This window comes from Nitrobacter hamburgensis X14, assembly GCF_000013885.1.
Classification (GTDB): domain Bacteria; phylum Pseudomonadota; class Alphaproteobacteria; order Rhizobiales; family Xanthobacteraceae; genus Nitrobacter; species Nitrobacter hamburgensis.
Genome location: NC_007964.1, coordinates 3,153,696 through 3,166,921, shown reverse-complemented (window position 1 = coordinate 3,166,921; position 13,226 = coordinate 3,153,696). Strand labels below are relative to the sequence as shown.

At 63.1% G+C, this 13,226-nt stretch carries 11 protein-coding genes; 6 read left to right on the top strand and 5 right to left on the bottom strand.

From position 1 onward, the window contains the following. The first annotated feature begins 60 nt into the window (after positions 1-60). Positions 61-600, top strand: a complete 540-nt coding sequence (locus NHAM_RS14725; protein ID WP_011511304.1) for a Dps family protein — start codon at positions 61-63, stop codon at positions 598-600. 172 nt (positions 601-772) lie between these two features. On the opposite strand, the gene carA is transcribed toward NHAM_RS14725, so the two are convergent. Continuing rightward, positions 773-1,963 carry a glutamine-hydrolyzing carbamoyl-phosphate synthase small subunit gene (gene carA / locus NHAM_RS14720; protein WP_011511303.1) on the bottom strand — a complete coding sequence of 397 codons (1,191 nt, stop codon included), beginning with the start codon at positions 1,961-1,963 and terminating at the stop codon, positions 773-775. Positions 1,964-2,089: 126 nt separating this feature from the next. On the opposite strand from carA, the gene NHAM_RS14715 reads away from it, so the two are divergent. Both NHAM_RS14715 and NHAM_RS25045 read left to right on the top strand, forming a co-directional pair. Then, positions 2,090-2,545, top strand: a complete 456-nt coding sequence (locus NHAM_RS14715) for a GatB/YqeY domain-containing protein (RefSeq protein WP_011511302.1) — start codon at positions 2,090-2,092, stop codon at positions 2,543-2,545. Between the two features lie 330 nt (positions 2,546-2,875). Further along, positions 2,876-3,040, top strand: a complete 165-nt coding sequence (locus tag NHAM_RS25045; protein ID WP_011511301.1) for a DUF3309 family protein — start codon at positions 2,876-2,878, stop codon at positions 3,038-3,040. An 86-nt stretch (positions 3,041-3,126) separates the two neighbouring features. Here NHAM_RS25045 and NHAM_RS14710 read toward each other — a convergent pair whose 3' ends face one another. Then, complete coding sequence (locus NHAM_RS14710) at positions 3,127-3,936, bottom strand: N-formylglutamate amidohydrolase (RefSeq protein WP_049769429.1); 810 nt, start codon at positions 3,934-3,936, stop codon at positions 3,127-3,129. 327 nt (positions 3,937-4,263) lie between these two features. Here NHAM_RS14710 and dnaG point away from each other — a divergent pair, with 327 nt between their 5' ends. Next, positions 4,264-6,165 (top strand): DNA primase, encoded by a 1,902-nt coding sequence (gene dnaG, locus NHAM_RS14705; RefSeq protein WP_011511299.1) that lies wholly within the window; start codon positions 4,264-4,266, stop codon positions 6,163-6,165. A 751-nt stretch (positions 6,166-6,916) separates the two neighbouring features. Continuing rightward, positions 6,917-9,070: an RNA polymerase sigma factor RpoD gene (gene rpoD, locus NHAM_RS14700; RefSeq protein WP_011511298.1), complete on the top strand. Its 2,154-nt coding sequence runs from the start codon at positions 6,917-6,919 to the stop codon at positions 9,068-9,070. A 232-nt stretch (positions 9,071-9,302) separates the two neighbouring features. Here rpoD and NHAM_RS14695 read toward each other — a convergent pair whose 3' ends face one another. From NHAM_RS14695 to NHAM_RS14680, 3 genes are all read right to left on the bottom strand, one after another. Then, on the bottom strand, positions 9,303-9,917 hold the full coding sequence (locus NHAM_RS14695) for a hypothetical protein (RefSeq protein ID WP_198136939.1): 615 nt from the start codon (positions 9,915-9,917) through the stop codon (positions 9,303-9,305). Between the two features lie 120 nt (positions 9,918-10,037). Continuing rightward, on the bottom strand, positions 10,038-11,513 hold the full coding sequence (locus tag NHAM_RS14690; RefSeq protein ID WP_157043643.1) for an MFS transporter: 1,476 nt from the start codon (positions 11,511-11,513) through the stop codon (positions 10,038-10,040). Positions 11,514-11,850: 337 nt separating this feature from the next. Beyond that, positions 11,851-12,087: a hypothetical protein gene (locus NHAM_RS14680; protein WP_041359046.1), complete on the bottom strand. Its 237-nt coding sequence runs from the start codon at positions 12,085-12,087 to the stop codon at positions 11,851-11,853. Positions 12,088-12,269: 182 nt separating this feature from the next. On the opposite strand from NHAM_RS14680, the gene NHAM_RS14675 reads away from it, so the two are divergent. Beyond that, entirely contained in the window at positions 12,270-13,088 is an 819-nt protein-coding gene (locus tag NHAM_RS14675; protein WP_011511294.1) for a lytic murein transglycosylase, read from the top strand. Positions 13,089-13,226: the final 138 nt, after the last annotated feature.

The following is a 13,226-nucleotide window of genomic DNA, read 5'->3' as shown; positions in this document are numbered from 1 at the left end:
CCTCGCATCGCGCGCCGCAAATCCCAATTCATCTGCTTTTTCATAACAGGAGGGTGCATCGTGACCCAAGCCAAAAGTTCCACTTCGCAGCGGAAAGTCAATCCCGATCTGGACACGCCGACCGATCTTCCGCAGGAAGGCGTCGACAAGATTTCAGCCGCCATGAACACTCTTCTGGCCGATACCTTTGCGCTCTACCTCAAGACCAAGAACTTCCATTGGCATGTCAGCGGCCGGCATTTCCGCGACTATCATCTGCTGCTCGACGAGCAGTCGGAGCAGATTTTCGGCACTACAGACGATATCGCCGAGCGGGTTCGCAAAATCGGCGGCACGACGCTACGTTCGATCGGTCAGGTCGCGAAGCTGCAGACGTTGAAGGACAACGACGAGAGCTTCGTTCCGCCGGGGGAGATGCTGCGCGAACTGATGAACGACAACAAGGCGCTCGTCGCCACGATGAAGAAGGCCCACGACGCCGCCGACAAATACGAGGATGTGGCGACCACCAGCGTGCTGGAAAATTTCATCGACGAGGCCGAACGACGGACCTGGTTCCTGTTCGAGGCCAGTCGTCAGGAAGGCGGCAACGAGGCCTGATCGGGGCTGCACGGCGCAGCCCATCGCGGAATCCAGCAGCGTCGCGGCGAAGCCGCCGTGCACGCTGCCGAGTCGATGCCGCTCATCGAACCCGCTTCAATTGACTGGATCGTCCGCCGGAGCCTGTCATCGGGCCGGCGAAGCCGGACCCGTCGGCGGACGATCACGCGACCTACGCCCGCTTGTTCTCGCGCATCAGTTCCGCGAAGCGCTTGAACAGGTAGTGCGAGTCGCGCGGCCCCGGCGAAGCCTCCGGGTGATACTGCACGGAGAACACCGGCTTGCCCTCGAGTTCGATGCCGCAGTTGGAGCCGTCGAACAGCGAGATGTGGGTCTGCTTCGCGCCCTTCGGCAGCGTTGCCTCGTCTACGGCAAAACCATGATTCATGGAGGTGATCTCCACCTTACCGGTGGTCTCGTCCCGGACCGGATGATTGGCGCCGTGATGGCCCTGATGCATCTTTTTCGTCTTCGCGCCGACCGCGAGACCGAGCATCTGGTGGCCCAGACAAATGCCGAAGGTCGGCGTGCCCGACTCGATCACTTTGCGGATCATCGGCACGGCGTACTTGCCGGTCTCGGCCGGATCGCCGGGGCCGTTCGACAGGAACACGCCGTCGGGCTTCATCGCCAGAATGTCTTCAGCCGAAGTGGTCGCCGGCACCACCGTGATCTTGCAGCCTTCGCCGGCGAGCAGGCGCAGGATGTTGCGCTTGATGCCGTAGTCGACAGCGACGACGGTGAATTCCGGCTTGTCCTGCCGGCCAAATCCCTCGCCCCACACCCATGGCGTCTCGTCCCAAGTGTAGCGCTGGCTCGATGTCACCATCGGCACCAGGTCCATGCCTTCGAGGCCCGGCCACTCGCGCGCCTCCTCTTTCAATCCGTGCAGATCGAACTTGCCGTCCTTGGCGTGCGCGACCACCGCGTTGGGCATACCCTTGGTGCGGATCAGCGCGGTCAGCGCGCGGGTGTCGATGCCGGAGATGCCGATGATGCCGCGCGCCCTGAGCCAGGCGTCGAGGTGTTTGGCGGCACGGTAGTTCGAGGGTGAGGTGATGGCGCTGCGCAGGATGACGCCGCGCGCGCCCGGCGTCGCCGCCATGTTCACCGTTTCGATGTCCTCGTCGTTGGTGCCGACGTTGCCGATATGCGGGAAGGTGAAGGTAATGAGCTGCCCGGCATAGGAGGGATCGGTGAGGATTTCCTCGTAGCCGGTCATCGCGGTGTTGAAGCAGACTTCCCCGACCGCCTGGCCCTCCGCGCCGAGGCCGAAGCCTTCGAGCACGGTGCCGTCGGCGAGCACGAGGAGCGCGGTCGGCTTGAGATCCGGCCAGGCTGAAGCGTTTTCCGATGTGGTCATGAGCGCATTACATAGCCCCGCTACCGCACCGCGTCAAACTCCGGTTGTCTCGCGTCCCAACGCGGCTTACACCGGGTTTGAGATGAAGAATTCGGCGGTGTTCCACGCCGCAAGGGGAGGCTTCCGATGCTGCGCGACGACATCAACAACGCCGTCAAGGAGGCGATGAAGGCCAGGGACGAGCGCAAGCTCTCCACGCTGCGCATGATCAACTCCACCATCAAGAATGCCGACATCGAGGCGCGCGGGCAGGGCAAGCCGCCACTGTCGGACGGCGATCTGCTTGGCATTCTGCAGAAGATGATCAAGCAGCGCCAAGAGTCGGTCGAACTCTACGAAAAGGGCGGCCGCGAGGAACTGGCCGCGCAGGAGCGTGCGGAAATTCTCGTGATCTCCGCCTATCTGCCGAAGCAGATGTCCGACAATGAGGTCAAGGCCGCCGTCGCTGCCATCATTGCCGAGACCGGAGCGGCCGGCATCAAGGACATGGGCAAGGTGATCGGCGCGCTGAAGGCGAAATACGCCGGGCAGATGGATTTCGGCAAGGCCAGCGGCGTGGTGAAGGCCGCGCTGACGGGATGATCCCTTCTCGTGCTCCGGACGCGCGGCAACGCGTCGCGCAGGCGACGTGGCGCGTTGCTGATCCCTTTGACAGTCTGCCGATGGCCGCGACCGGAAATGTGTTGCGGCGCGAGTTGCGTGCGCGCGGCTGAATTGGTCTCGGTCCCCTCGCAGAAATAGTTCAATTCCCGCGCCGGAACGACGTTCCGCGCGTCGCGTTGTCGCTTCACCAAGCAGGAGGCGCACATGGGCTTCGGACGCGGACTTCTTCTCTGGCTGATCGGGATTCCGATCCCGTTGATCATCCTCGTCGCCATCTTCATGCATCACTGAGCTTAAGCGAGGAACGCCATGAGCATCGGCACAATCATTCTGATTATTCTTATTATTGCGTTGCTGGGCGGCTTCAGCGGCGTCGGCGGCGGTCCGTTCTATGGAACGGGCTACTACGGCGGCGGTGGTCTCGGGCTGGTGATCGTCATCCTGCTCATCCTGCTCCTGATGGGGCGCATCTAGCGACCCTCCGCGACAGACGGTTTGAAGCGGTGCAAAGGCCCCGGACCTCCGGGGCCTTTGCCGTATCGGATGCGGTCCTGAGAATTTTACGCGTACGACGATTGCTGCGTGATCAGCGTCGCCTCGATCTCGCGCAGAATCCGCGTCTGCCGCTCCGCCCACCGGGCTTGCCCGGCTTTTTCTCCGATCAAATCCTGCCTGATCTCGATGCCGGTGTTCATCAGCCCGCGCGCCTCGCCATGCACCGGAATGGTGTAGTCGGTTAAGTCGCTCACCGCGTAGGGTTTGTTGTCGCCGACCACGAGATCGCCCTCGGCACGCAGCAGCGACAGCAGCAGGTGCGGCAGAACCGTGCTGCGGTGGTAGAGCGTGCCGACATGCCAGGGCCGCGCGACCCCGGCATAAACCGGTGTGAAACTGTGCAACGAAACCAGTACGGTGGCTCGGCGCCGCGTCAGCCGGCCGTCGATCGCCTCTTTGATTCGGCGATGGTAGGGCTCGAAGATCGCGCGTCGTCGCGCGGCGGCCTCGGCCTGCGAAATGCCCTCGTTGCCCGGAATGACCGTGGCTTCGCTGAGTGCCGGAATCGAGCTTGCGACACCCGGCGGCCGGTTGCAGTCGATCACCAGCCGCGAATAGCGCTGCGCGATCAGATGAGCGTCGAGCGCCGCCGAAACCCGCTCGGCGACAGCGGCAATCCCGATGTCCCATGCGATATGCCGTTGCCGTTCGCTTTCCGGCAAGCCGAGATCGTCAAGCGCGTCGGGAATCATGCGGCCATAGTGGTCGCAGGTCAGCAGGAAGGGCGAAGCGCCGGAAACGTTGTGTTCGAGGACGGGAGAAACCGGATTGCCGCCAACGCGCAGATAGGGGGCGTGTCCGCCTTCCGATTCCATCTCAGGTCTGCGGTTTTCGTCCGGCGGCGTCTGCTGCATGAGGTTCCGGTTATAGCAGGATGAGGTTTGATGGAATCATCATGCCCGACTTTAATACCGTGATACCCGTCTTGTAACGTTGAGTCCGATCGATGCGATGCCGCGCTTCGATCGGCTACGCCCGCCCGCCGCGAAATAATTTAATGGCGAACACGCTTTTGTGGATGGCTGTGGAAAAAGAGGATACTTTAAGAACAAATATGGTACAGTGTTGGAAGTACATGGCTGATTCGTCCTGCTTACAGTAGACGCAGCTGTACCCGCCGCCAACATTGAGTGAGACGGCGTATGCGTTTTCCGCCCAGCTTTATTGATGAGGTCAAGGCCCGCCTTCCGGTTTCGGAAGTCGTGAGCCGGCGCGTGAAGCTGAAACGCGCGGGACGGGAATTCAAGGGGCTGTCGCCGTTCCAGCAGGAAAAGACGCCGTCGTTCACGGTGAACGACCAGAAGCAATTCTACCACGACTTCTCGACCGGCAAGCACGGGAACATCTTCGACTTCGTGATGGAGACCGAGGGTGTTTCCTTTCCCGAAGCGGTCGAGCGGCTTGCGGCGATGGCGGGACTTCCGCTTCCGCGCAACTCGAGGGAAGACGAGCAGCGGGAGCAGCGTCAAAAATCCCTGTTCGAGGTCATGGAGCTTGCGACCACATATTTTGAGCAGAATCTCGCGTCGCGTGGTGGCGCGCAAGCGCGCGGTTATCTGTCGGATCGTGCGATTGCCCCGTCCAGCATCGTCGAGTTCCGGATCGGTTACGCCACCGCAGATCGCTTCGCATTGAAGGAATATCTGGGATCGAAAGGCGTCCCGGTCGAAGACATGATCGAAGCCGGCCTGTTGATCGCCGGAGATGATATTCCCGTTCCCTACGATCGCTTTCGCGACCGGGTCATGATTCCGATTCATGACCAGCGCGGCCGTGTCGTCGGATTCGGCGGCCGTGCTCTCAGACAGGACGTTCAGCCCAAGTATCTGAATTCCCCCGAAACCTCGATCTTTCATAAAGGCTCGATCGTCTTCAACTTCCACCGCGCGCGCCAGCCGGCGCACGAGGCCAATTCGGTGGTCGCGGTCGAAGGTTACATGGATGCCATCGCGGTCTATCAGGCCGGGATCAAGGCCGTGGTCGCCACCATGGGGACCGCGTTTACGGAAGAGCAGATAGCCACGCTATGGCGATTGTCTCCCGAGCCGGTGGTTTGCTTCGATTCGGATCGCGCAGGCATCGCGGCCGCTTATCGATCCATCGACCGCATCCTGCCCTTGCTTCGCGTCGGAAAGACGTTCCGCTTCGTGTTCATGGACGAACAGAAAGACCCCGACGACCTGATTCGGGAAAAAGGCGTCGAGGCATTCAGAAGCGTTTTGTCGGGCTCCTTGCCGTTGTGGGACGTGCTTTGGCAGCGCGAGACGGACGGCCAGGACGTCCGGACTCCCGATAGGCAAGCTGCATTGGAACAGAAGCTCTACGCGCTGGTCCGGACCATTCAGGACCCGGCCGTCAACACGGCTTTCTTTAGAACCTCCCGGATGCAGCTCGCCAACCTATTTTGGCAAGTCAATCGAGGGCCCACCCGCAAGAACAAAGAAGCGGGCTCGAAATTTAATCCGCAACTCAAGCTTGACGGAGAAGGGCAGCGCTCGGGGCTGCAAAAGGTCGTTCTCGGGATGCTCGTCGAATATCCTGAACTGCTCGAAGACAAGCGGGACTCCGTCTTGCGCTTGCAATTCCCCGAGAAACTCGATGTTTTTTTGACAAGTCTCTTTCAGTTGCTGGTTACTGACGCAAAGCTGTCCGTCTCGGATATTTGGACGAAACTTAAACCCGCATTTTATGACACGCTGCAAACCGTTCACGGAGAAGCGGGCGACGGAAAACGGCTCGGGCATCGGCTGTTTGAGCGCTTTCCAATTTTAAGTCGCGATCCGCCGTCCGATTTTGTGTCCGGATGCCTGGATCACTTCATCAAAATCCTCCATCGGCACGAGCTGGACGATGACATCCAGCGGGCCAGGCTCGACGCGGGGCAGGGAGACGAATCGGCCGTCGCGCGACTGTTGAGTCTGGTTCGGGAAGGTCACGCCGAACAGGAAGGCATCAGTGCCGAGGGAGTGGCGTTATCGGAGTGGGCGGAAGACATCATCCGCATATGGGCGCCCCAAAGCGGGACGATGCACCTTGCTGCGTGAGCGGGGGGGGGGGGGGGCGGGGGTGAATCAGGCTTCCTTTCCACCGGTGCGGCTTTCGCCTGAGGGGAGGCGTGCCCTGGGGCAGGAACTCGCCCGTTGCGGTGCGGTCGAACGGCGGCGGAATTCCGACGGCGCTGGCCTCGGGTCCGACGGAGAATGGGGGGCCGGGCGACTGGCTCGAAAATTGCGGCCGAACCGTCCGGACGTCCCGGGAACAAAGCTTGGGCGACGCTTCAGCCGCCTGATACCGGCCGATCGGCTTGTAACGTCAGCGGCACTTCTTATTTAGGGAATTACCTAGGGAACGGAACGACGTCGAACCATCGGTCGGGGCGCGGACGAAGCGATGCAAACCCAGCTTGGCTGCGCGATCAAGGCCCGCCTGCCGAAGGTCGTCCGCACCATGATGGAACCGGACCATGGTGGAACCGGGCGGGAAATCTCTGGTCGCGGCGCGGAGTGAAGCAAAATTGATACGGGACGGCGGCGCCCGGAATCGTGAAAAGACTCGCCAAATCCAAGCTTTGGCGGCAAAAACAGGGTTAATAGAAAGTCAAGACCTGACAGGCTAGGTCATCCGACACGTAGTCCAGCGCGGATACGATCATTCGGCGGAAAGGGTTGACGGGGTGGCGAGATTGCGCCGCCCTTTGTGCGTCGTGAGCGACGCAAATCAAAGCGCCGGACGCGGCGCGGGTTTCACGGGGGAAGCGGGCGCGCTTCCCGCATGAGTGCGTTTCAGGAGCTGTGAATGGCGAGCAAGGCAAAGACGCTGCAGGTCAAGGACAAGGAAAAAGACGACAAGGCAGCCGACGCCCCCGAGAAGGATGCTGCGGACGCGCCGTCGCCGCTGCTCGACCTGTCCGACGCCGCCGTCAAGAAGATGATCAAGCAGGCCAAGAAGCGCGGCTTTGTCACCTTCGACCAGCTCAACGAAGTGCTGCCGTCCGACACCACCTCGCCGGAGCAGATCGAGGACATCATGTCGATGCTCTCGGATATGGGTATCAACGTGTCCGAGTCCGACGAGGCCGACAGCGAGGACGAAAACAAGGAGGAGGCCGAGGACGAGACCGACAACGAGTTGGTCGAAGTCACGCAGAAGGCCGTCACCGAGGTCAAGAAGTCGGAGCCGGGCGAACGCACCGACGATCCCGTGCGGATGTACCTGCGCGAGATGGGCACTGTCGAGCTGCTGTCGCGCGAGGGCGAGATCGCCATCGCCAAGCGCATCGAGGCCGGCCGCGAGGCGATGATCGCGGGGCTCTGCGAAAGCCCGCTGACCTTCCAGGCCATCATCATCTGGCGCGACGAACTCAACGAGGGAAAAATCTTCCTGCGCGACATCATCGACCTCGATGCGACCTATGCCGGCCCCGACGCCAAGAACAACATGAACCCGGCGTTGCTCGGGGCGCCGACCGGCCCCGACGGCCAGCCGCTGCCGGCGGGCGACGCCGCCGCGGCATCGGGCGAGGGCGACCTCGGCGCCACCGTGACCGCCCCCCCCGCAGCACCGCCGTCGCCGACCCCGTTCCGTGCGGTGCGGGGTGCGCCGGCCGGAGCTGGCGACCGGGACGAAAAGGATCAGACCGGGGCCGCCGAAGGCGAGATGGAGGAGGACGACTTCGACAACCAGATGTCGCTCGCGGCCATCGAGGCCGAGTTGAAGCCGAAGGTGGTCGAAACCTTCGACAAGATCGCGGACAACTACAAGAAGCTGCGCCGCCTGCAGGAAGCCGACATCTCCAACCAGCTCCAGAGCGAAACGCTCTCGCCGAATCAGGAGCGCCGCTACAGGAAGCTAAAGGACGAGATCGTCGTCGAGGTGAAGTCGCTGCGGCTCAACCAGGCGCGCATCGACTCGCTGGTCGAGCAGCTTTACGACATCAACAAGAGGCTCGTCTCGTTCGAGGGGCGCCTGTTGCGGCTTGGCGACAGCCACGGCGTCGCGCGCGAGGACTTCCTGAGGAATTACCAGGGCTCGGAGCTGGATCCGAAGTGGATCAACCGGGTCTCGAAGCTGTCAGCGAAGGGCTGGAAGAATTTCGTTCATCACGAGAAGGACCGCATCAAGGAGCTGCGCGGCGAGATCCAGCAGCTCGCGGCGCTGACCGGGCTCGAGATCGGCGAATTCCGCAAGATCGTGCACAGCGTGCAGAAGGGCGAGCGCGAGGCCCGCCAGGCCAAGAAGGAAATGGTGGAGGCGAACCTGCGCCTCGTCATCTCCATCGCCAAGAAGTACACCAATCGCGGCCTTCAGTTCCTCGACCTGATCCAGGAAGGCAACATCGGCCTGATGAAGGCGGTGGACAAGTTCGAGTACCGCCGCGGCTACAAGTTCTCGACCTATGCGACCTGGTGGATTCGGCAGGCGATCACGCGCAGCATTGCGGATCAGGCACGCACCATCCGCATCCCCGTGCACATGATCGAGACCATCAACAAGATCGTGCGCACCTCGCGCCAGATGCTGAACGAGATCGGCCGCGAGCCGACGCCGGAGGAACTCGCCGAGAAGCTCGGGATGCCGCTGGAGAAGGTGCGCAAGGTTCTCAAGATTGCCAAAGAGCCGTTGTCGCTGGAGACGCCGGTCGGCGACGAGGAAGACAGCCACCTCGGCGATTTCATCGAGGACAAGAACGCGGTGCTCCCCATTGACGCCGCGATCCAGAGCAATCTTCGTGAAACAACGACGCGAGTTCTCGCGTCGTTGACCCCGCGCGAAGAAAGAGTGCTGCGTATGCGCTTCGGCATCGGCATGAACACCGACCACACGCTGGAGGAAGTCGGCCAGCAGTTCTCGGTGACACGCGAACGCATCCGCCAGATCGAGGCCAAGGCATTGAGAAAACTCAAGCACCCGTCAAGGAGCCGCAAATTGCGGTCGTTCCTCGACAACTAAGCAAGCCATGTCCCCGGACGATGCGGAGCATCGATCCGAGGATGAAGCACCCCTCGCGTTCGCGCAAGCTGCGCAGCTTCCTCGGCAACTCATGTTGTCATACCGGGCGCGGTGCAGCACGCAGTGTTGCACCGCAGACCCGGGATCGCGAAGAACGGTGCGGTATTCGTCATATTGCTCGGCATAGCCGTTCGAAGCCGCCACCGGCGCCGCACGGCTTGAGGGCGCCGCGTCAGTCCATCGGTTCGTCCGGCGGATGGCGCGGGTCGTAGACGTGAGGCCGGTTGCTGCCGATCTTCTTCCAGAACGGCCAGATGAACGTGGCGCCGGCCGTCAGCGGGCCGAGCGCGCGCCATTCGTGCAGGTCAACCACCAGCACCGCCGGCGTCGCCACGAACAGCAGCGCCGTTATCACGCCGAGTGCCACCATCACATTGCGGTACGTCTGCGAGACACCGACGGTGAAGCGGATGCTGCCTTCCGGTGCGTCCGCGAGGCGCAGGTGCAGCGCGCGGACGAAATCGCGATAGACCGGTGTCCGGGCATGGTCGACCTTGCCGGTGGTGCCCGCGTCGGTGACCACGAGAAAGCGGCCGCCGCGAAAATCGATGCGGCATTTGCTGACGGCATCCTTGCCATCGGTGCCGGGCATATTCACGGAGACGATGTCGGTCCAGAGTTGCCGGCCTGCTTCGCCATCGTCGGTGCGCCAGGCGATAGCAGAGTCGCGCCCGCCGTCGATCAGCGTTAGGCCGCGGCTCGCACTGCGCCAGAACAAGCGTTCGCCGTTCACCAGGTAATGCAGATCATAGGCCGTCGAGGCCGTGTCGGGCGCTGGCTCGGTCATGGGGGGAGCATAGCGGATTTTCGCTGGGCGTCGAGGTGTTCGCACGCTGCGGTCCCAGCGTGTGGTCCGGGAGGCGCGAATCAAAAAACGACGGCCTGGGCCGTTTTTGAACATTCATGCTCACCGCGGAGCCGGCTCGACGCGCTCCGGCTCACGCTCTGCTTTCTCCTCGTTCTCCGCGTCGCTCTCCTGCACAAAGCCTTCCGGCACACCGACGGACGGATCGGCGGGGTCGAGTTCGTCCGAGGTCACCACGCCGCCAACCGGCGCGGTGGTGACGAGATCGAAGTCGGTCTTGTCGGCGTGTTCGGATGGCGCCTGCACGCACATGCGATACAGCACGTAGAACGCGAGCGCGGCCTCCACCAGCGCGGTGAACAGGAACAGCCGGCGCGGTCCTTCGAGCGTGATGAAGGCGGTGGCGGCCAGCGGTCCGATCACCGAGCCGAGGCCGCTCGCGAGCAGAACGGTGGCGGCGGTCGCCACCATGTCGTGGGCCGGCGTCTTGTCGTAGGCATGGGCGGCGGCGAGCGAATAGCCGGGCAGCGCCAGCGCGCCGAACAGGAAGCCGAAGGTCAGCATCAGCGGCCCGGTGGCGGCGAGCTGCCATAACGCGAAGCCGGTCGCGGCCGCGCCTACCAGCAGCGCCAGCAGCACCTTGCGGCGGTCGATGCGGTCCGACAGCCGCCCCGCCGGCCACTGTGCCAGCGCGCCGGCCAGTACCGCGATGCTCATGAACAGCGCGACCTCGCCGTGATCGAGCCCGGCGCCGGCGGCTGATATCGGGGCCAGTGCCCAGAAGGCACCGTTGGCGATGCCGATGGCGAAGGCGCCGATCAGCGCCACCGGCGCGGCGTCGTAGAGCTGGCGCGGCTGCAGGCGGAACAGCGTCACCGGCGCGGGCTGCGCCGAGCGGGTCAGCGCTACCGGCACGATGGCGAGCGCGGCGAGGATCGCCGCCAGCATGAACGCGCCGTCGCTCTCGATCGGATAAAGATTGATGAGCGATTGCCCGCCGGCCACCGCGAGATAGTTCACGATCACATAGGTCGACATCACGAAACCGCGCGTGGCGTTGGTGGCGCCGTCGTTGAGCCAACTCTCGAGCACGAGATAGAAGCCGGCGAGCGCGAAGCCGGTGAGGAGACGGAACAGGCTCCATGCCACCGGCTGCGGCGCCAGCGCATAGGCAAGCGTGGTTGCGGCGGCGACTGCGACCATCGCGGTGAAGGTACGGATGTGGCCGACGCGCAGCACCACATGCGGCGCGAACAGACAGCCGGCAACGAAGCCGACATAGTAGGCCGAGCCCATCAGGCCGAGCGCGACGGTCGAGAAGCCGTCGGCCTGTCCGCGCAGCGGCAAGAGCGTGAACTGCACGCCGTTGCCGGTGAGCAGCAGCGCCGCGGCGAGCAGCAGCGAGGCGATTGGGCGAAGGTTACGCAGGATCAATGCATCGTCCGTCGAAGACTCGTTGAACCGATGGAGCAGCAGGATGATCTGGATTGATGCAACGGCGCCATCCTGAGGTGCGAGCGCAGCGAATCTCGAAGAACTGCCGCCGCCCTTCGAGACTCCATGCTCCGCACGAAGCATCTTCGGGGTGACGGCACCCGGTTCAACTTCAATTCATCTTTATACAGGGCAAAGGCAACGAAAGTGCGGCGCCGCGGCGGGCGTGCCGACGAAGAACAATGCGGCGATGACGCCGATCACCGTGATGACGGTGTGACGGCGTTCGGCGTCAAGAATGTCCTTGGCAAAAGCGTTCGTCGCCTCGGCGCGCCCTCAGATGCGCAATTGCTTACCGGGGAATGGCGAAAGGGATGAAATGCGGCAGATTTTTTCTTCAGTCTTCCCTGGAGGGGCGGATCGGTTCGTATCGTCGGATACGCGACGGGGTACCCTCCAGGGGAGGGTAGAGCCCCATGAGTTACTTCTTCTTCGCGCCGACGCGGCTGATGATCTTGATCACGGGCGGCGGGCGTCCGCCCTTCTCGGCGATCTCCCGGTCCTGCTCGACAATGAAGGCGCGTGCCGGTTCGTCGCCCTCAAGGCCGCCGAGCAGTTCGTTCGGCACGCGGCGGTTGGAGCGCTGCGAGCCGTCCTCATAAAGGACATTGAAAAAGGCGAACTCGCCCTTCGGGTTGGTTCCTGGTTTCTTCGGCATGCGGGGCTTGTCGGACAGGATGCGGCGCAAGTCAAAGCAAAAGTCGAAGCAAATGCCTGCGCCGGTGCGGCGGCGGGGCCATGACAGGCCTGCAAACGGCCGGCCCACGAGGGCCGCTTTTGACGACGATCGGTGTGGCATGGCAGGATGGCGACGGCGCAGGCAAAACAGGACGTTCAAACATGCTCAGATATGGTTTGGCCCTTACGGTCGGCGTCTGGCTCGCAGGCGGCTTGCTGGGTGGCGCGGCGCAGGCCGCGCAATGCGGCGGCGACTTCAACGGGTTTCTCTCCGCGATGTCGCGGGAAGCCGCCGCGGACGGTATTTCGCAGGGCGTGATCTCGCAGGCGCTCGGCGGCGTGCAGCAGGACCAGGCGGTGCTGAATTTCGACCGGCGCCAGCGCGGCACCTTCCGCAAGAGCTTCGAGCAATATGCCGCGACCCGCGTCGGCGCCGGCCGCATCAAGGGCGGGAAGGCGATGCTCATGCGTCACGCCTCGCTGCTGTCGCGGATCGAAAAGCAGTTCGGCGTGCCGCCGGAGATTCTTGTCGCGATCTGGGGGCTGGAAAGCGATTTCGGCCGTGGCGACATGGGCAAGCTGCCGGTGTTTCGGGTGCTTGCCACCATGGCGCATGACTGCCGGCGCACGGAGCTGTTCCAGCGCGAGCTTCTGGCGGCGCTCAAGATCGTACAGCGCGGCGACCTGCGCCTCAACGACATGGTCGGCGCCTATGCGGGCGAGATCGGGCAGACCCAGTTTCTGCCCTCGTCCTACATCAAGTACGGCGTCGATTATGACGGCAACGGCCATGTCGACCTGCGGCATTCGGTGCCGGACGTGCTGGCCTCGACCGCGAACCTTCTGAGGGCCAACGGCTGGAAGGCCGGCGGCGACTATCACCAGGGTTCGGCCAATTTCGAGGCAATGCGGGAATGGAATCGCTCCGAGGTCTACCGCAGGACCATCGGCTATTTCGCCGACAAACTGGCCGGACAGTAAGGTCGGCTATGGCTGCAACCGTGCGACCTGGCGGCTGAGCGCGCGGCCGGCCTCGGTGACGTTGGAATCCGACTGGTGTGAGAAAACCGACGCCGGTGGTGTTGAGTGGGCTTGGCCATCCGTAATGGCGTACACGAC